The organism is Elioraea sp. (assembly GCF_022842375.1).
Taxonomy (GTDB): Bacteria; Pseudomonadota; Alphaproteobacteria; order Acetobacterales; family Acetobacteraceae; genus Elioraea_A.
Map to the genome: position 1 here is coordinate 15,903 of NZ_JALHPR010000026.1, position 17,558 is coordinate 33,460.

17 protein-coding genes and 2 tRNA genes are annotated in these 17,558 nt (G+C 68.0%); 10 read left to right on the forward strand and 9 right to left on the reverse strand.

From position 1 onward, the window contains the following. Positions 1-3: 3 nt before the first annotated feature. Entirely contained in the window at positions 4-1,170 is a 1,167-nt protein-coding gene (locus Q0C38_RS18250; RefSeq protein ID WP_291298556.1) for a YbfB/YjiJ family MFS transporter, read from the reverse strand. 94 nt (positions 1,171-1,264) lie between these two features. Between Q0C38_RS18250 and Q0C38_RS18255 the strand changes: the two genes are divergently transcribed. The 10 genes from Q0C38_RS18255 to Q0C38_RS18300 all read left to right on the forward strand — a co-directional run bounded on the left by Q0C38_RS18255 (position 1,265) and on the right by Q0C38_RS18300 (position 12,764). Next, the gene (locus Q0C38_RS18255) at positions 1,265-2,056 is read left to right on the forward strand and encodes a class II aldolase/adducin family protein (RefSeq protein WP_291298557.1); all 792 of its coding nucleotides are present in this window, start codon (positions 1,265-1,267) and stop codon (positions 2,054-2,056) included. 1 nt (position 2,057) lies between these two features. Beyond that, the gene (locus Q0C38_RS18260) at positions 2,058-3,722 is read left to right on the forward strand and encodes an amidohydrolase (protein ID WP_291298558.1); all 1,665 of its coding nucleotides are present in this window, start codon (positions 2,058-2,060) and stop codon (positions 3,720-3,722) included. Between the two features lie 6 nt (positions 3,723-3,728). Beyond that, complete coding sequence (locus tag Q0C38_RS18265) at positions 3,729-4,670, forward strand: ABC transporter permease (RefSeq protein ID WP_291298559.1); 942 nt, start codon at positions 3,729-3,731, stop codon at positions 4,668-4,670. After that, a complete protein-coding gene (locus tag Q0C38_RS18270; protein WP_291298560.1) occupies positions 4,667-5,542 on the forward strand; it encodes an ABC transporter permease in 876 nt (291 codons plus the stop codon). The genes Q0C38_RS18265 and Q0C38_RS18270 overlap by 4 nt, the downstream gene beginning before the upstream one ends. An 82-nt stretch (positions 5,543-5,624) precedes the next feature. Beyond that, the gene (locus Q0C38_RS18275; protein ID WP_291298561.1) at positions 5,625-7,205 is read left to right on the forward strand and encodes an ABC transporter substrate-binding protein; all 1,581 of its coding nucleotides are present in this window, start codon (positions 5,625-5,627) and stop codon (positions 7,203-7,205) included. Between the two features lie 14 nt (positions 7,206-7,219). Further along, complete coding sequence (locus Q0C38_RS18280) at positions 7,220-8,674, forward strand: amidohydrolase family protein (protein ID WP_291298562.1); 1,455 nt, start codon at positions 7,220-7,222, stop codon at positions 8,672-8,674. Positions 8,675-8,678: 4 nt separating this feature from the next. After that, on the forward strand, positions 8,679-9,662 hold the full coding sequence (locus tag Q0C38_RS18285) for an ABC transporter ATP-binding protein (RefSeq protein WP_291298563.1): 984 nt from the start codon (positions 8,679-8,681) through the stop codon (positions 9,660-9,662). Continuing rightward, positions 9,659-10,729 carry an ABC transporter ATP-binding protein gene (locus Q0C38_RS18290; protein ID WP_291298564.1) on the forward strand — a complete coding sequence of 357 codons (1,071 nt, stop codon included), beginning with the start codon at positions 9,659-9,661 and terminating at the stop codon, positions 10,727-10,729. The genes Q0C38_RS18285 and Q0C38_RS18290 overlap by 4 nt, the downstream gene beginning before the upstream one ends. Before the next feature lie 51 nt (positions 10,730-10,780). Next, entirely contained in the window at positions 10,781-11,956 is a 1,176-nt protein-coding gene (locus Q0C38_RS18295; RefSeq protein ID WP_291298565.1) for an iron-containing alcohol dehydrogenase, read from the forward strand. 10 nt (positions 11,957-11,966) lie between these two features. Then, entirely contained in the window at positions 11,967-12,764 is a 798-nt protein-coding gene (locus tag Q0C38_RS18300) for a potassium channel family protein (RefSeq protein ID WP_291298566.1), read from the forward strand. 909 nt (positions 12,765-13,673) lie between these two features. Here the strand turns inward: Q0C38_RS18300 and Q0C38_RS18305 are convergent. The 8 genes from Q0C38_RS18305 to rplM all read right to left on the reverse strand — a co-directional run bounded on the left by Q0C38_RS18305 (position 13,674) and on the right by rplM (position 17,424). After that, positions 13,674-13,749: transfer RNA gene (locus tag Q0C38_RS18305), tRNA-Arg, on the reverse strand. Positions 13,750-13,771: 22 nt separating this feature from the next. Beyond that, positions 13,772-14,080 (reverse strand): ETC complex I subunit, encoded by a 309-nt coding sequence (locus Q0C38_RS18310; protein WP_291298567.1) that lies wholly within the window; start codon positions 14,078-14,080, stop codon positions 13,772-13,774. Positions 14,081-14,117: 37 nt separating this feature from the next. After that, positions 14,118-14,194: transfer RNA gene (locus tag Q0C38_RS18315), tRNA-Pro, on the reverse strand. Positions 14,195-14,258: 64 nt separating this feature from the next. Next, positions 14,259-14,804 (reverse strand): hypothetical protein, encoded by a 546-nt coding sequence (locus Q0C38_RS18320; protein WP_291298568.1) that lies wholly within the window; start codon positions 14,802-14,804, stop codon positions 14,259-14,261. Then, positions 14,801-15,358: a gamma carbonic anhydrase family protein gene (locus Q0C38_RS18325; protein ID WP_291298569.1), complete on the reverse strand. Its 558-nt coding sequence runs from the start codon at positions 15,356-15,358 to the stop codon at positions 14,801-14,803. Before Q0C38_RS18325 ends, Q0C38_RS18320 begins: the two co-directional genes overlap by 4 nt. A 25-nt stretch (positions 15,359-15,383) precedes the next feature. Beyond that, positions 15,384-16,328 carry an N-acetyl-gamma-glutamyl-phosphate reductase gene (gene argC / locus Q0C38_RS18330; protein WP_291298570.1) on the reverse strand — a complete coding sequence of 315 codons (945 nt, stop codon included), beginning with the start codon at positions 16,326-16,328 and terminating at the stop codon, positions 15,384-15,386. A 128-nt stretch (positions 16,329-16,456) separates the two neighbouring features. Further along, positions 16,457-16,960 carry a 30S ribosomal protein S9 gene (gene rpsI, locus Q0C38_RS18335; RefSeq protein WP_291298571.1) on the reverse strand — a complete coding sequence of 168 codons (504 nt, stop codon included), beginning with the start codon at positions 16,958-16,960 and terminating at the stop codon, positions 16,457-16,459. A 2-nt stretch (positions 16,961-16,962) separates the two neighbouring features. Beyond that, positions 16,963-17,424, reverse strand: a complete 462-nt coding sequence (rplM, locus tag Q0C38_RS18340) for a 50S ribosomal protein L13 (protein WP_291298572.1) — start codon at positions 17,422-17,424, stop codon at positions 16,963-16,965. Positions 17,425-17,558: the final 134 nt, after the last annotated feature.

Genomic DNA, 17,558 nt, shown 5'->3' on the forward strand with positions numbered 1-17,558 from the left:
CCATCACGCCGTGCGCCGTGCCCGCGGCAGCATGGCGAGCGAGGCGAGCGCGCACACGGCACCGGCGACGAACAGCGGCGGGTGGGCGCGGATGCGCGCGAATACCGCCGCCACCGCGAATGCGCCGAGCGCCTGCGTCAGCGCATAGGCGATCGTCGCCGCGCGCCATGACCGCGCGGCGGCGGCGATGCCGGCCAACTCCCCCGCGCGCCCGAGCACCAGTGGCGGAACCCCTGGCGTGAGCGCGCCGACCAGCAGCGCCGAGACGAACGCGGCAGGCAGCGTGCGCACCATCGCCGGCAGCACGATGGCCGCGGCCTGGATCGAGAGTGCGATGGTGAGCGTCCGCGCGAAGCCGATGCGATCGCCGAAATAGCCGCCGACGAGCGGGCCGAGTGCTGCACCCACACCATAGACCGCAAACGCGATGGCGCCCACGCCGACGCCATGGCCGAGCCAGCGCGCGACATAGTCCGACAGCAGCAGCAGGTGCGGCACGATCGCGAAGGCATTCACGGCATAGGCCCAGATGAGGCGCGAGAGCCCCGGCGGCGGCGAGGCGGGCGGCGGTGCCGGCGGTGCATGCGGCGGCCAGAACGGCCAGGCGATCGCGGCACAGGCCACCGCGCCTGCCGCCAGCCCAAGCCAGGCGGCCGAGACGCCATGCGCGAGCAGCAAGGGCAGCGCGACCGAGGCCGTGACGATGCCGCAGCCGACGCCCCCGAACACGACACCGCCGACGCGCCCGCGCACGGCGGGCGACACCGCGCCCAGCAGTGCCGGGGGGCCCAGCACCATCAACACCCCGCCCGCCGCACCGGCGGCAAAGCGCGCCGCGCCGAAGGTGATCGCATCCGGCCGCGCCGCGCAGATGGCCATCGATGCCGCGATCAGCAGCATCATCCCCCGCATCAGCAGCGGCAGCGGCGCCAGCCGCGCGGAAGGCAACGCCAGCGCTGCGCCCGCGAGATAGCCGACGAGGTTCGCCGCACCGAATGCCGCCGCCTCCCCCGGCCCGAACCAGCCGGCGGTGACGAGCGCCGGCAGTAGCGGGGTGTAGGCGAACCTGCCGATGCCGATGCCCGAGAACAGCGCGGCAAGTCCGGCCAGTGCCGCCTTCGGGGCATCGAGGGACGGTGCCGGGCGCCCAAGGCTCTCGCGTGATGTCATGGGTGTGAGACTAGCGTGCAGTGCAGCGCTTGACGCCCCCTGATCCTGGCCCGAACATTCAAGAACGACCGAAGTGTCGCTGGGAGATCATCAGGTGAACGTCACCGTTCCGCTGGCGCAGCGCGCGCCAGGCGATGCGTATTCGGAGGCTGAATGGCAGGTGCGCTGCGACCTCGCGGCCCTCTACCGCCTCGTCGCGCATCATCGCATGACCGACCTGATCTACACCCACATCAGTGCGCGCGTGCCCAGTGAGAACGACGGGGGGCCAGAGCATCACTTCCTGATCAACCCCTATGGCGTGCTGTTCCACGAGATCACGGCGTCGTCGCTGGTGAAGGTCGATCTCGAGGGCAACGTCGTGTCACCCGGCACGTCGAGCCGCGTGAACGCCGCCGGCTTCACCATCCATTCCGCAATCCACATGGCGCGGCACGATGCGGCCTGCGTGATCCACACCCACACAGAGGCGGGCATCGCCGTCAGCGCGCAGGAACACGGCCTGCTGCCGATCAGCCAGCACGCGCTGAAATTCTACGGCCACCTCGCCTACCACGACTACGAGGGCATCGCGCTCGACCTCGATGAGCGTGATCGCCTCGTGCGCGACCTCGGACAGCACAAGGCGATGATCCTGCGCAACCACGGGCTGCTCGTCGCCGGCCGCAGCATCGCCGAGGCGTTCAACCTGATCTACTACCTCGAGCGTGCCTGCCAGGCGCAGATCAGCGCGCTCGCCGGCGGGGCGAAGCTCGTGCTGCCGCCGGAGGAGGTGAGGCTCAGGACCGCCGCGCAGTTCAACGGAGGGGCGAGCCTCGAGCATTGCGACATGGCGTGGGAGGCGGCGTCGCGCCTGATCGCCGGCACGCCTGACTGGCGCGTCTGACATGGACGGCGTGACGGGCGGCGCGGCCGACATCATCCTCACCGGCGGAACGGTCTGGTGCGGCCGTGGCCTGCCGATGTCAACCGCGCTCGCAATCCGCGGCGGCACGGTTCTCGCCACTGGCGATGATGCGACGATCGGTGCGCTGGCCGGCCCAGCGACGCGGCATGTCGATCTCGCAGGCCGCCTCGCGATTCCCGCCCTCAACGAAGCGCACATGCATCTCCTGCCCTACGGGCTCGGCCTGTCGCAGGTGAACCTGCGCGCCGAGGAGGTGACGACGCTCGACGAGGTGCTCCGGCGGATCGGTGCGGCTTCGCAACAGGCACCGAAGGGTGCGTGGGTGATGGGCCGCGGCTACGACCACGCCGCCCTCGATGTCGGCCGCCACCCGACGGCGGCTGAGCTCGACCGCGTGTCACCGGACAATCCCGTGTTCATCCGCCGCACCTGCGGCCACATGGGTGTCGCGAATTCCGCCGCGATGCGCGCAGCAGGCGTCGGCCACAACACGCCCGACCCGGAGGGCGGGGTGATCGAGCGCAAGGGTGGCGCGTTGACCGGGCTGTTCCAGGAACGCGCGATGCGCCTCGTGCTCAACGATGTGCCGGTGCCTGACGAAGCGCGCATGGTTGGCGCGATCGAGGCTGCGGGCCGCGAGCTCGCGTCGCTCGGCTTCGCGTCGGCCACCGACATGAATGTCGGCATGACGGCGGGGATGGCCGAGATCGGCGCCTATGAGCGCGCCAGGGCGGAGGGCCGGCTGCTGCAGCGCATGTGGCAGGTGCTGGCCGCCAACCCCGAGGGCATCGCCGAGGCGGCGTGCAAGGCAGGGCTGAGGCCGCATGCGGGCGACGAGATGCTCCGCTGGGGTGCAGTGAAGGTATTCGCCGACGGCTCCGCCGGCGGGCTGACGGCAGCGTTCTTCGACCCCTATCTCGCGAGTGCCGGCGGCGGCACCGGCGTGTTCTGTTTCCCTGACGAGACGATGCATCGCCTCCTCGCCCACTACCACCGCGAGGGCTGGCAGCTCGACATCCACGCCATCGGCGATGCGGCGATCGAGCAGGTGCTGTCGGCCATGGAGGCGGCGGGAAGCGACGATCATCCCCTCGCCGGGCGGCGGCATCGCATCGAGCATTGCGGCTTCGTCACGCCGAACCAACGGAAACGCATGCTGGCCCACGGCATCCTGCCCGTGCCGCAGCCCGTGTTCATGTACGAGTTCGGCGACCTCTACGTCACCAATCTCGGGCTGCCGCGCTCGGAGGCCGCCTACCCGATGCGCACCTGGCTCGACGAAGGGGCGAATCCCTCGGCCTCGTCGGATTGCCCCGTCTCGACGGTCAATCCCTTCATCAACCTGTACACGATGCTGACGCGACGGACGAACAAGGGAACCATTCTCGGGCCTGACCAGGCACTCACGCTCGAGGACGCGCTGCACTGCTACACCTGGGCGGGCGCCTACAGCCAATTCGCCGAGGCCCGCCGCGGCACGCTTGCCCCCGGCATGGATGCCGACATCGCGGTGCTGTCGGATGACCTGTTCGCCCTCGATGCCGACGCGCTGGCGGAGCGTGTGCGCGGCATCGCGTGCGACCTCACGCTCGTCGGCGGCGCGGTGACGCATGATCGCCACGGCGCGCTCGCCGTGTCCGGCTGAGGCGGGATGCTCGCCCACATCGCGCGCCGGCTGCTGACGGCCATCCCCGTGATGTTCGGAGTGCTGCTGATCGGCTTCATCCTGCTCCAGGTCGTGCCGACCGATCCCGCCGTGGTGCGCGCCGGGCCGATGGCGACGCCCGACGTGATCGAGGCGATCCGCGCCGACCTTGGCCTCGACAAGCCGCTATGGACGCAGTTCTTCCTCTATCTCGGGCGGCTCGCACAGGGCGACCTTGGCGTCTCGATCATCAACAACGTTCCGGTCTCGCAGGAACTGGGTGCCACGATCGGGCCGACGCTCGAGCTCATGCTGGGCGCGCTTTTCTGGTCGATCCCGCTCGGCATCCTGCTCGGCACCGTCGCTGCGTACTGGCGCGGCTCGCTGTTCGATCGCGCGGTGATGGCGTTTGCCGTCGCCGGCGTCTCGGTGCCGGTGTTCTTCGTCGGCCTCGTGCTGATCTGGTTCGTCGGCTTCAAGTGGCAGCTCCTGCCCTTCACCGGACGCGCCGGCCCGATCTGGACGGTGGAAGGATTGAAGGCGCTGGCGCTCCCCGCGCTGACGCTCGGCGGCGTCTTCGTCGGGCCTGTCGCGCGGATGACGCGCACGGCGGTGCTCGACGTCCTCGGCGCCGATCATGTGCGCACCGCCCGCGCCAAGGGCCTGGTCGAGCGTGTCGTCGTCCTTCACCACGCGCTGAGGAACGCGCTCATCCCCGTCGTGACGCTCATCGGGCTGCAGATCGGCTTCCTGCTCGGCGGCGCGGTGGTGACGGAGACGATCTTCTCCTGGCCGGGCGTCGGGCGGCTCGCCGTCGGCGCGATCCTCTCCTCCGACATGCCGATGGCGCAGGGAACGATCATCGTCCTTTCGCTCGGCTTCATCGTGATCAACCTCGTTGTCGATGTGCTTTACGCTGTGCTCGACCCGCGCGTGAGGGTGTCATGAGCGCGGTCGCAACAACCGCCGCTTCCGTTCCCGCCGCGCCGAAGCGCGCGGGGATCCTGCGCCGCCTCGCGACGGAACCGGGCGCGGCGATCGCGCTTGCCTTCGTGCTGTTGACGATCTTCGCCGCCGTGTTCGCCCCCTGGCTCGCCGGCGTCGACCCATACGAGACCAACCTGCGCGCGACCATGCGGCCCCCTGGTGGCGAGTATCTGCTCGGCACCGATGCGCAGGGGCGCGACCTCGTGGTGCGCTGCCTCTACGGGCTTCGCGCGACGCTGCTGATGGGCGTGATCTCGCTCGTCATCGGCGGCGGCATCGGCATCGCCATCGGCTTCGCCGCGGCGTTCTACAGGCGCATCGACGGGCTCCTGATGCGGCTGATGGACGTGCTGCTCTCCTTCCCCGCGATCCTGTTCGGGCTTGCGATCGCGGCGATCTTCGGGCCAGGGCTCGTGGCGGTCGTGATCGCCATGTCGGTCGCGACCGTCCCGCTCATGGCGCGCATCGTGCGCGGGGCAGCGCTCGTTGTCATGCGGCTCGACTATATCGAGGCGGCGCGCGCGGTGGGCATGAATGACGGGCGGCTGATCTGGCGGCACCTCGCGCCGAACTGCCTCTCGCCGATCTTCGTGTTCGCGACGCTGCGCTTCGGGCAGGTGATCCTGCTCGGCTCCGCCCTCTCCTTCCTGGGCCTGGGCGCGCAGCCACCCTCGGCGGAACTTGGCGCGATGGCGGCGGAAGGGCGAAACTTCCTCTTCTTTGCGCCCCACATCGCCGTGGTGCCGAGCGTGCTGATCTTCATGGTGGTGCTGGCCTTCAACGTGCTGGGCGATGCGCTGCGCGACGCGCTCGACCCCCGCCTGAGAATATGACGCTGCGGATCTGACTGAGACAATGACGCATCTGGAACGGGAGACGACGATGCAACGGACGATCCATGGAACAATCAGGGGCATGCTGATGGCTGCCGCCGGCGCGGTGGGCCTGTTCACCGCAAATGCGGCGTGGGCGCAGGCGGCACCGCGCAACACCCTCGTGGTGCTGCGCGAGATCGACGCCGACCGGTATGACCCGCACAAGGTGACGGCCTTCGCCGCAGGCGAGGTCATCTACATGATGACCGACACGCTCGTCTCGCTCGACTGGGACCAGAAGACAATCCGCCCCGGCCTGGCCACGAGCTGGACCGTGAGCGATGACGGCAAGCTCTACACCTTCAAGCTGCGCGACGACGTGACGTTCTGCGACGGGCGGAAGATGACGGCGGAGGACGTCGTCTACTCCATCAAGCGCTGGATCGACCCTGCGACGCGCAGCCCCGTGCGCGCCCGCGCCGGCAACGTGAAGGACATCCGCGCCGTCGACGCGACCACGGTGGAGTACGAGCTCGAGGAGCCGTTCGGCGAGCTCCTGCTCCAGCTCACCCTCTACTTCGCCGGGATCATCGACAAGAACACGGTCGAGCGGCTCGGCGACAATTTCGGCACGCAGGGCTTCAACGGCACCGGCCCCTATTGCTGGGTGAGCTGGACGCCGCGGCAGGACCTCGTGCTCCAGAAGCACCCGACCTACGCCTGGGGCCCGCCGATCTACCAGAACCCCCGCCCGCAGATCGACCGTGTGGTCTGGCGCGTCATCCCCGATCCGAACACGCGGATCGCGGCCCTGCAGACAGGCCAGGGCGACATCACCCAGCACATCCCGTTCTTCGCGGTCGAAGGGCTCCGGCGCGCGCCGGGGATCACGATGACGCAGCAGGAGAGCTACTTCGTCGACTATTTCATGGGCTTCAAGGTCGACAAGCCCGTGGTGAGCGACCCCGTGATCCGCCGCGCCGCCAACCTCGCGATCGACCGTGACGCGATGGTGCAGGCCACGTTCTTCGGCGCGGCAGACCCGATGCGCTCTCTCATCCACCCCAGCGCACCGGGCTTCGACCCTGAGGCGAAGGCGAAGCAGGTCGGATTCGACCGCGCGGAAGCCATCCGCATCCTCGATGCTGCCGGCTGGCGGCCCGGCTCCGACGGCATCCGCGTGAAGGACGGGCAGCGCGCCTCCTTCCTCGTCTACGGCATCACGACCCAGGCGAACCGCCAGATGACGGAGGCGATGCAGGCAGACCTTCGCCGCGTCGGCATCGAGATGCGCATCCAGCTGTTCGACGCCACCGTCGCCTGGGGCCGGCTCGCAACGCAGGAGTTCGACGCGTTCATGATGTCCTACCCCTACACCTCGGCGCGCGACGCGCTTGCCCTGTACTTCCGTTCCGCTGCTGCACCGACTCCGAACCGCATGAACTGGCGCGATGCACAGACCGACGCGTGGATCGCGACCGCAAGTGCCGCGCTCGACGAGCGCGCGCGCCAGGAGGCCGCGGCACTGGCCCAGCGGCAGCTGACGGAGGCGAATGTCTGGTTCCCGATCGCCCATTCGCAGCTTTGGCTGGCGTCCGGCCGGCGCGTGGCGGGCGCCCGCCCGCATGGCGTCTACTCGGCCGCGCTCTACAAGGGCCTCGACATCACGCTTCGCCAGTAGGGATGGCAGCAACCATGAACGCACCCATGACGGCATCGCCGACCACGCTCGTCCGCAATGCCGCCTTCGTCGTCGCGTGGGACGCGTCGTCGAAGAAGCACGCCTACATGCCGAACGCCGACGTTGCCTGGCGTGACGGTGTGCTCTCATTCGTCGGCCGTGGCTATGACGGGCCGGCAGAGCATGTGATCGACGGGGCCGGGCTGATGGTCATGCCCGGCCTCGTCAACATCCACTGCCACCCCTCGTCGGAGCCGATGAACAAGGGGCTGACCGATGAGGTCGGCTCTCCCGGCCTCTACAACTCGTCGCTCTACGAGTACCTGCCGATCTTCCGCGGCGACGGGTCGGGCGTGAAGGCGTGCGTGCGCGTGGCACTCGCCGAACTCCTGCTCTCGGGTGTCACCACCGTCGCCGATCTCTCGATGGCGCATCCGGGCTGGCTCGACCTGCTCGGCGAGAGCGGCATGCGGGTTGTCATCGCGCCGATGTTCCGCTCGGCGCGCTGGTACACGAAGTCGGGCCACGTCGTGGAGTACGAGTGGGACGAGAAGGCCGGCGTGAAGGCGATGGAGGAGGCCTTCTCGCTGATCGAACGGGCGGAGCAGCACCCCTCGGGCCGCCTCTCCGGCATGGCCGTTCCGGCGCAGATCGATACCTGCACGCCGGAACTGCTGCGCGACAGCCACACGGAGGCGAAGAAGCGCGGCATCGCCTGGCAGATCCATGCCGCACAGAGCGTGGTGGAGTTCCACGAGATCACGCGACGCCACGGCCTCACGCCGATCCAGTGGCTCGACAGCCTGGGCACGCTGGGTGACAGCACGATCATCGGCCACGGCATCTTCCTCGATGACCACCCGCGCACGCGGTGGTCGACCGACACCGATCTCGGCCTGCTCGCCGACAGCGGAACGACCGTCGCCCATTGCCCGACCGTGTTCGCACGGCGGGGCATAATGCTGCGCGACATCGGGCGGTATCGCCGCCGCGGCGTGAACATCGGCCTCGGCACCGATACGTTCCCGCACAACATGCTCGACGAGATGCGGCTCGCCGCCTACGCCGCGCGCATGATGGCCGAGAACCCGCGCACGCTGAACTCGGGCGACCTGTTCGAGGCGGCAACGGTGAACGGGGCGAAGGCACTCGGCCGCGACGACATCGGCCGCCTCGCCCCCGGCTGCCGTGCCGACCTGGTGCTGGTCGATGTCACCCACCCTGGAATGCGGCCGGCGCGCGACCCGGTGCGCAGCCTGATCTACGCCGCGGCAGACCGTGCCATCCGCTCCGTCGTGGTCGACGGCCACGAGGTGGTGCGTGACGGCAAGTGCCTGACGATCGACTATGCCGCCGCCGCGGAGGAGCTGCACGAGGCGCAGGCGCGCATGATCGCGGGCGTGCCGGATCGTGACTGGGCGCACCGCCCGCTCGAGGCGATCAGCCCGCCGACCTTCCTGACGCTCTGATGGCATGACCCAGCCGCTTCTCGCGATCGACAACCTCCGCACCGTGTTCCGCTCCTCCGCCGGCGACCTGCCGGCGGTGGACGGCGTCACGGTGTCGGTCGCCCCCGGGCGCACCCTCGGCATCGTCGGCGAGAGCGGCTGCGGCAAAAGCGTGCTGTCGCTCTCGATCATGCGACTCGTTCCGCGGCCGGGACGGATCGCCTCCGGGTCGATCCGCTTCGAGGGACGTGACCTGATCGGCCTTCCCGCGGACGAGATGCGCCAGCTGCGCGGCGGGTCGATCGGCATGATCTTCCAGGAGCCGATGACGAGCCTGAACCCGGTCCACACGATCGGCCGGCAGATCACCGAGGCCGTGCGCGCGCATCGTGACCTCTCGCCTTCCGCCGCGAAGGACGTCGCGGTCGAGGCGCTCCGGCGCGTGCGCATCCCCGCACCCGAGAAGCGGTTCGACGAGTATCCCCACCTGCTCTCGGGCGGCATGCGGCAGCGCGTGATGATCGCGATGGCGCTGGCCTGCGAGCCGAAGCTGCTCATCGCCGACGAGCCGACGACGGCGCTCGACGTCACCATCCAGGCGCAGATCCTCGACCTGCTGAAGGCGCTGCAGCAGGAGACGGGGATGGCGATCATCCTCATCACGCATGACCTCGGCGTGGTGGCGGAAATGGCCGACGAGGTGGCGGTGATGTATGCCGGCCGCGTGGTCGAGACCGGGCCGGTGGGGGCCGTGTTCGGCGATGCGCAGCACCCCTATACGCTCGGCCTGTTCGGCTCCGTCCCGCGGCTCGATGGCGAGAACCAGTCACTGCTCGCGATCGAGGGCACGGTGCCGCCACCCTTCGCGCTGCCCCCGGGCTGCCGCTTCAACCCGCGCTGCGGTTTTGCAAGTGATCGGTGCCGAAGCGAGATGCCGATGCTGCGTGACCTTGGCCCCGCTCACCAGGCGGCCTGCTGGCACGCCCCGCTCGAGACGGTGCTCGCGTGAGCGAGCCACTGCTGTCGGTCCGGAACCTCGAGAAGCACTTCCCGGTCGAGCGTGGGGTGATCTTCAACAAGGTGGTCGGGCATGTGCGCGCCGTCGATGGCGTGAGCTTCGACCTGGCCGAGGGAGAGACGCTCGCGCTCGTGGGCGAGAGCGGCTGCGGCAAGAGCACCACCGCACGCCTCGTGCTTCGCCTTCTCACGCCCACCGGCGGCAGCATCCGTTTCGCAGGCGAGGACATCACGACGAAGCCGGCGCGCGAGCTCGCCGCCGTGCGGCGGGCGATGCAGCCCGTATTCCAGGACCCCTACGCCTCGCTCAACCCGCGCATGGCGGTCGGGCGCATCATTGCCGAGCCGATGGAGGTGCACGGCATCGGCGACGATGCCTCGCGCCGCGCGCGCGTCGAGGAGCTGCTTCGCCTCGTCGGGCTCGCGCCCTACCATGCGCAGCGCTTCCCGCACGAGTTCTCGGGCGGGCAGCGCCAGCGCATCGGCATCGCGCGCGCGCTCGCCGTCAACCCGCGGCTCGTGGTGTGCGACGAACCCGTCTCGGCGCTCGACGTCTCGATCCAGGCGCAGGTGGTGAACCTGCTGAAGGACCTGCAGAACCGCCTCGGCCTCTCCTACCTGTTCATCGCGCATGACCTGGCCGTGGTGCGGCACGTGTCCGATCGCATCGCGGTGATGTATCTCGGCGAGATCGTCGAGACGGCGCCGAAGACGCGCCTCTATGCAGCCCCGCTGCATCCCTACACGCAGGCGCTGCTCGCCGCGATCCCGGTCCCGGACCCAGGGCGCAGGCGCGCCCAGGGCGCGCTTGCCGGCGACGTGCCGAGCCCGATGAACCCGCCGCCGGGCTGCCGCTTCTCCACCCGCTGCGCGCATGTCATCGCCCGCTGCCGCGAGGAGCGGCCTGTGCTCCGGCCGCTCGGCGATGATCATCTCGTCGCCTGCCACCGCGCCGAAGACCTGCCCGTGCCCATGATCCCTAGCCTCGCCCCGCACCCACCCAGCGAGGCGGTGTCGCGGCGCCTGGCCCTTGCCGCCGCACGCCGCGTCTCGCCTTGAGGAACGGGGGCGAGTAGCTTCCCCCGACGGTTCTGGAGAGGGAGGGGTTCCATGGTCACGAGCATCGTCTCGCCGCGGCTGCTGCTTGTCGGCGGCGGCGCTGTCGCGCAGGTCGCGGACGTGCTGGCGAAACTTGGACTTTCGCGCCCGCTGGTCGTGACCGATCCGTTCATGGTCTCGTCCGGCATGGTCGCGCGCGTGCTCGCGCCGCTCGCCGCCAAGGGAATCACCGCACCCGTGTTCAGCGAGACGGTGCCCGACCCGACCGACACGGTGATCGAGGCAGGCGTGGCACTTCTCGGTGGGCTCGAGGTCGATTGCCTGATCGGGTTCGGCGGCGGCTCGCCCATGGACACGGCCAAGGCGATGGCGATCCTCGCCGCCGCGCGGGGAATGGATGGGCAGGCGAAGATGCGCGACTGGAAGGCGCCGGCGGCAGCCGACATGGCAGCGCTGCCGATCATCGCGATCCCGACCACGGCCGGCACGGGGTCGGAGGTGACGCGCTTCACGGTCGTGACGGATACGGAACGCAGCGAGAAGATGCTGATTGCGGGCCTCGCCGCCCTGCCGGCGGCGGCGATCGTCGACCATACGCTGACGCACTCCGTGCCGCCGCGCACCACGGCGGATACGGGCGTGGACAGCCTGACGCATGCGCTCGAGGCCTATGTCTCGAAGCGCGCGAACACCTATTCCGACACGATGGCGCTGCGCGCCATGGCACTGATCGGCCCCAACGTGCGCACCGCCTATGCCGAGCCCGGGAACGAGGCGGCGCGCGAGGCCATGATGCTGGGCGCGACGCTTGCCGGGCTTGCCTTCTCCAACGCCTCGGTCGCGCTGGTGCATGGGATGAGCCGGCCGATCGGCGCGCATTTCCACGTCGCGCACGGGCTCTCGAACGCGATGCTGCTTCCGGCCGTCACGCGCTTCTCGCTGTCTGCCGCGCTGCCGCGCTACGCCGATGCGGCGCGCGCGATCGGGGTCGCGACAGCGGATGAGGGTGACCAGGCAGCGGCGGCGAAGCTGGTGGCGGAGCTCGAGGCGATGAACCGCGACCTCGCCGTGCCGAGCCCCCGCGCCTACGGACTCGATGAGCGGAAGTGGAACGAGCTTCTGGCCCTGATGGCTGACCAGGCGCTGGCCAGCGGCAGCCCCGGCAACAACCCGCGTGTCCCATCGCGCGACGAGATCATCGCCATCTACCGCGACGCCTGGGGCTGAGGTGCGAAGGATGGTCGGGCACGGGGCAGAAGCCGGGCCGGCGTCGTTCCGCCTCCGGCTGCGCTACCTCTATGACGGCCGCACCGAGGAGGCGCGGCGCTTCCGCTACGCGATCCTCAGCCTCGATCTCGCGACCGTGCTGTTCGTCATCGCGACATCCTTTGTCCAGCGCCATGCCTGGATCGAGTGGGTGGACGTGGTGATCGGCGTCGTGCTTCTGGTCGAGTTCGCGGCGAGGGTCGCGGCGAGCCGCAGGCCACTCGGCGAGGCGGTGCGGCTGACATCGCTCGCCGACATCGTGGCCATCGCCTCCTTCCTCGCCCCGCTCGCCGGCGAGGGCTTCGGTTTCCTGCGCGTCGTGCGGACGCTGAGGCTGCTGCACACCTACCGTATGGCGCGGATGCTGCGCGAGGACTTCCCGTTCTTTAGGCGGAACGAGGAGGCGTTCCTTGCCGCCATCCATCTGTCGGTGTTCGTCTTCATCATGACGGCGCTGGTCTACGAGACGCAGCACGCGACGAACACCGAGATCGCCAACTACGCGGATGCGCTCTACTTCACCGTCACGGCGCTGACGACGACGGGGTTCGGCGACATCACGCTGCCTGGCACATCGGGGCGGCTGATCTCCGTCGTGATCATGATTGCGGGGGTGACGCTGTTCCTGAGGCTCGCCCGCGCGCTGTTCCGGCCGAGCAAGGTGCGCTTCCCCTGCCCCACCTGCGGCCTTTTGCGGCATGACCCCGATGCGGTGCACTGCAAGGCCTGCGGCACGGTGCTCGCCATCCCCGACGAGGGGCGGGACTGAGGCATGGGGCTCCTGACCAGAAAGCTTCGAACGTAACGAAGACCGATAACTTGAAAGTCAATTCAGTTTACGTTCCGAGGAAACTTGATCATCTTTGTAGGGCGATCAAACTTCATAACTATATCGATGCCTGTTTCTCGTGATTCGACATTTACTTTGTCACGAATAGGAAGATAAAAACCTTGCATAGCGTTACTTACTCGCTCTGTACCGAATTCGTCTCGAATTCTGTTATGCAACTTATGAAGATTTGCTCGAATGTCGCGGAGTCTGAATTCGGCTTCGAAGTGCGAAACGATCAAATCGTTATACTCAAGAACACGAATCTTTCTCATACTCAGCCAAGTAGAGCCGAAAATCTCTCTGGAGCTAATGATGACATTAGCTATCATATTGCAGCCCGAAAATGTAACCTCACCAAGAATTGAGGGAAATTCGAATACTTTATCATACTCAATATCATGAATTAATCTATCCATTCGTTCGTATTGGTGCTCGAGTACGTCTCGAATTTTAATCTTTTTCATTGAATTCAAATCACTGCAGAGTTTTTCGAAGAACTCCCTTCTCCTTCTCGATGACTTTTTTGTATCCGAGAAGACAGGCGAGATTAATTTACTGACTCGCGCACTTGCTGAGATCATCGGGTCTATCTGAGCCCAGATTTGGGGGGCGACTGTGATCCAGTGTTCGTCTTCGGGAATTTTCTTAAACAGATTCGAGAAGTTGATGAATGCATTTTCGAATATTTCAATCTGTAGAATAACCTCGGCGATAAGAAAGTTCTCTTGAATCTTTGTAAATCGACTGTATCATATACGATACCCTCCCCATGATCATGAACTATAATTAGAATGAAATAACTGCTGCCAACTATAGATACAAGTTAGTCGGTCTTCCGTTCTATGGTGGCGCGCCCTGGTGGACTTGAACCACCGACCTGCCGCTTAGAAGGCGGCTGCTCTATCCGCTGAGCTAAGGGCGCCCGGAGAAAGCCTGCCCAGGCGTCAATGCGTCCAGTTGTCGCCGCGGCCGTAGCGGAAATTGTCGGCATAGGCCTTCGGCTTCAGTGCCGTCGCCTGCGCCGGCTCGACCTCATAGTCGATGCCGTTGGCCTTCGCATAGGCCTCCGCCGCCTCGAGGGTCGGGAAACGCAGCCGCACCTGGTTCGCCACCGTGTCGCCGGAGCCGATCCAGCCCATCAGGCTGTCAGCCGTGCGCGCCTCCGTCTGGGCGAACACCAGGATCCAGTCCCGCGTCCGTGCGCGGCCGGACTGCATCGCCGATTTCGAAGGCCTCAGGATCCGTGCGCGCATGATCATTGCTCCGAACGCCTCGATGACGGGATCGGCATGGTCGGGGCGGCCGGATTCGAACCGACGACCTACTGGTCCCAAACCAGTCGCGCTACCAGGCTGCGCTACGCCCCGCCGCACAAGCTGAGTGCGCCGCACCCTAGGGGCGGGCCCCGCGTGAGGCAAGCGGTGGCTCAGCCTACCGCATGGGCCCGCGCTCGCGCTCCAGAAGCGCGCGAAGCTCGCGCAGGCCCCGCACCGCCTGCTGCGGCACGGCAAGGCGCGACAACGCGTCGCGCGGCACCTCGGGCGGCTGGCGGAAGACAGGGCCCGCGAAGGCGGCCCGCGCCGCCGCGTCGTCGCCGCGCCTGAGCGCCTCCGACACCGCCCAGAGCGCATCGATCACCGCCTGCGGCGTCGCCTCGCCGATGATGCCTGCCGCGGCGCGGAGATGGGGCCGGCCCTCGCGCATCAGCCGTGCCGGGTTCTGGTCCGACAGCCTGCCATTGCCCGATTCCGCTGCCGCGTACTCGTAGTAGAGCACCGCGAGCGCCGCCTCGGCCGGGTTGCCGGCAAGTGCCGCGGGGCGGATCGCCAGCGCGTGAGAGGCAAGCTCGGTCGCCTGCCACAGCGCATCGCCCGCCCCGCGCAGCGCGCCCAGCGGCAGCGTCACGTTCTCCACCGGCATCCCTCCGTCACACGCAGCGAGCCCGAGCGCGCCGACCAGCAGGAGCCGTCGCCTCACTCCGCCGCCCCGCGCATCGCGGCACCGCGCAGCGCGGCATACTCGGTGCGGTACTCGGCGCCGAGTTCTGCGTAGTGCGGCGCGGTCTTCTGGAAGAACGCGTCCTTCTCGCCGAGCTGGCGCATGAACGTCGCCGGCGCGCCGGCCCAGAGCTCACCCGCCTTGATCACCTTGTTCGGGGTGAGAACCGCACCGGCGGCCAGCATGCCGGTTTCCTCGATCGTCGCCCCGTCGAGCACGATGGCCCCCATGCCGACGAAGGCGCGGTCCTTCAGCGTGCAGGCATGGATGATCGCCATGTGCCCGACCGTGACGTCATCGCCGATGATGCAGGCATGCGTCGCGCGGTTCACGTGCAGGATCGAACCGTCCTGGATGTTGGTGCGCGCGCCGATGCGCACATGGTTCACGTCGCCGCGGATGACGCAGTGGAACCAGATATTTGCCCCCTCGCCGATCTCCACGTCGCCGATGATTGCGGCCGTCGGCGCGATGAAGGCGGTGGGGTGAACCTTCGGCATCTTCCCCTGGAAGGGGTAGAGGGGGCCCTGCATCGTGTCTCTCCGGGAATTTCGTTGATCAGGCGGCGCGGGCTGCCTGGCCCTGGTCGAGGCCGAGCATCAGCGCGAGGTTCTGCACCGCGGCCCCTGACGCGCCCTTGCCGAGATTGTCGAGGCGGGCGACGAGGAGCGCCTGGCGCTTGGCCGGATGGCCGAACACGCGGAGCTCGAGCATGTTCGAGCCGTTCAGCGCCTCGGGTTCGAGCTTGGTCTGTCCCGCGGTCGGAACCACCTTCACCCAGCCACTGCCCTCGTAGCGCGCGGCGAGTGCTGCCTCGATATCGGCCACCGTGGGGGTGCCTGGCAGCGTGTCGAGATGCAGCGGGATGCTGACGAGCATGCCCTGCCGGAAGTTGCCGACCGAGGGGATGAAGATCGGCTGCCGCGTCAGACCGGCATGGGCGACGAGCTCGGGCAGGTGCTTGTGCTCGAGCCCCAGCGCGTACAGCTCGAACGCGGGTGCCGTGCCGGCCTCGTAGGCTGCGATCATGCTCTTGCCGCCGCCGGAGAAGCCCGAGACGGCGTTGATGGTGATCGGGTGGTCGGCCGGGATGATGCCCGCATCGACCAGTGGGCGCAGCAGCGCGATCGCACCGGTCGGATAGCAGCCGGGGTTGGAGACGCGTCGCGCGCCGCGCACGGCATTCGCCTGCTCGGCTGAAAGCTCTGGAAAGCCGTATGTCCAGCCACTTGCGGTGCGATACGCGGTCGAGGCATCGAGGATGCGCGGGCCGCCGCCCGGCAGCTGGTCAGCCAGTGCCACGGCTTCCCTCGCGGCATCGTCGGGCAGGCAGAGGACGGCGACATCGGCTGCCGCCAGGGCCTCGCCGCGCGCGGTGGGGTCCTTGCGGCGGTCGGGTGCGATCTGGATCAGCGTGATGTCGGCGCGGTTCTCCAGGCGCTCGCGGATCAGGAGCCCCGTCGTGCCGGCCTCGCCGTCGATGAACACCTTCTGCTGGACCATGCGAACCTCCTCGCTTCCTGCCCACTTTCCGTGCGGGCGCCCTGGAAAAGCAAGAGGGCGGGACCTTGCGGCCCCGCCCCCCGAAACAATCCTGCCCTGCGCCGTGGATCGGCCCAGGGGGAGACCGATCAGCGCTTCGAGAACTGGAAGCTGCGACGCGCCTTGGCGCGGCCGTACTTCTTGCGCTCGACCACGCGCGGGTCGCGCGTGAGGAACCCTGCCGCCTTCAGGATGCGGCGGAGATCAGGCTCATAGTTCACCAGGGCCCGCGACAGGCCATGGCGCAGCGCGCCGGCCTGGCCCGAGAGCCCGCCGCCGACGACGGTGCAGAACACGTCGAACTGGTTGTAGCGGTCGGTCACCAGGAAGGGCTGGGCGATCAGCATGCGCAGAACGGGACGGGCGAAATACTCCTCCGCCGTCTTGCCGTTCACCTCGATCTTGCCCTTGCCGGGCTTCACCCACACGCGGGCGACCGCGTCCTTGCGCCGTCCGGTGGCGTAGGAGCGGCCCAGCGCATCACGCTTCGGCTCGCGCTTCGCTGCGTCCTCGGCGGCACCTGGAACGCCGGCGAGGTCCTTCAGGTCGGCGAGCGACTTGACGCTGTCAGTACGAGTTGGCTCGGTTGCCATGCTCAGGCCACCCTGTTCTTGCGGTTCATGGAGGCGACGTCGAGCGCCTTGGGGGCCTGGCCGTCATGCGGGTGGGCGGGGCCGGCATAGACATGCAGGTTGCGCATCTGCTGCCGGCCGAGGGGCCCGCGCGTGATCATGCGCTCGACCGCCTTCTCGATCACCCGCTCCGGGTGCTTGCCGGTGAGGATCTGCCCCTGCGTCCGGCCCTTGATGCCGCCCGGGTAGCCGGTGTGCCAGTAGAACACCGACTGGTCGGCCTTGTTGCCGGTGACCTTCACCTTCTCAGCGTTGACGATCACGACATGGTCGCCGCAATCGACATGGGGCGTGAAGGTGGGCTTGTGCTTGCCGCGGAGGCGGTTGGCGACCAGCGAGGCGAGGCGGCCAAGCACGAGGCCGTTCGCGTCGATGACCCACCAGTTCTTCTGCACCTCAGCAGGCTTGATCGAGACGGTCTTCATCGTATTCCGATCCAGATGCGCCGGGACTGCCCCGGCCGCGAGGGCGCACGGATACGGCGGCACCCCCGCTGGGTCAAGCGAAAACGCAGGTTTGCGCGTGGTGGTATCCCGATACCGTATACTCGGGGCGGCGT

Bases quoted from the DNA above. Each gene is read 5' to 3' on its own strand.
- Q0C38_RS18265 (WP_291298559.1), top strand. From the start codon at position 3,729: ATGCTCGCCCACATCGCGCGCCGGCTGCTGACGGCCATCCCCGTGATG.
- Q0C38_RS18280 (WP_291298562.1), top strand. From the start codon at position 7,220: ATGAACGCACCCATGACGGCATCGCCGACCACGCTCGTCCGCAATGCC.
- Q0C38_RS18250 (WP_291298556.1), bottom strand. From the start codon at position 1,170: ATGACATCACGCGAGAGCCTTGGGCGCCCGGCACCGTCCCTCGATGCC.
- Q0C38_RS18275 (WP_291298561.1), top strand. From the start codon at position 5,625: ATGCTGATGGCTGCCGCCGGCGCGGTGGGCCTGTTCACCGCAAATGCG.
- argC (WP_291298570.1), bottom strand. From the start codon at position 16,328: ATGGTCCAGCAGAAGGTGTTCATCGACGGCGAGGCCGGCACGACGGGG.
- Q0C38_RS18325 (WP_291298569.1), bottom strand. From the start codon at position 15,358: ATGCAGGGCCCCCTCTACCCCTTCCAGGGGAAGATGCCGAAGGTTCAC.
- Q0C38_RS18300 (WP_291298566.1), top strand. From the start codon at position 11,967: ATGGTCGGGCACGGGGCAGAAGCCGGGCCGGCGTCGTTCCGCCTCCGG.
- Q0C38_RS18295 (WP_291298565.1), top strand. From the start codon at position 10,781: ATGGTCACGAGCATCGTCTCGCCGCGGCTGCTGCTTGTCGGCGGCGGC.
- rplM (WP_291298572.1), bottom strand. From the start codon at position 17,424: ATGAAGACCGTCTCGATCAAGCCTGCTGAGGTGCAGAAGAACTGGTGG.
- rpsI (WP_291298571.1), bottom strand. From the start codon at position 16,960: ATGGCAACCGAGCCAACTCGTACTGACAGCGTCAAGTCGCTCGCCGAC.
- Q0C38_RS18285 (WP_291298563.1), top strand. From the start codon at position 8,679: ATGACCCAGCCGCTTCTCGCGATCGACAACCTCCGCACCGTGTTCCGC.
- Q0C38_RS18310 (WP_291298567.1), bottom strand. From the start codon at position 14,080: ATGCGCGCACGGATCCTGAGGCCTTCGAAATCGGCGATGCAGTCCGGC.
- Q0C38_RS18260 (WP_291298558.1), top strand. From the start codon at position 2,058: ATGGACGGCGTGACGGGCGGCGCGGCCGACATCATCCTCACCGGCGGA.
- Q0C38_RS18270 (WP_291298560.1), top strand. From the start codon at position 4,667: ATGAGCGCGGTCGCAACAACCGCCGCTTCCGTTCCCGCCGCGCCGAAG.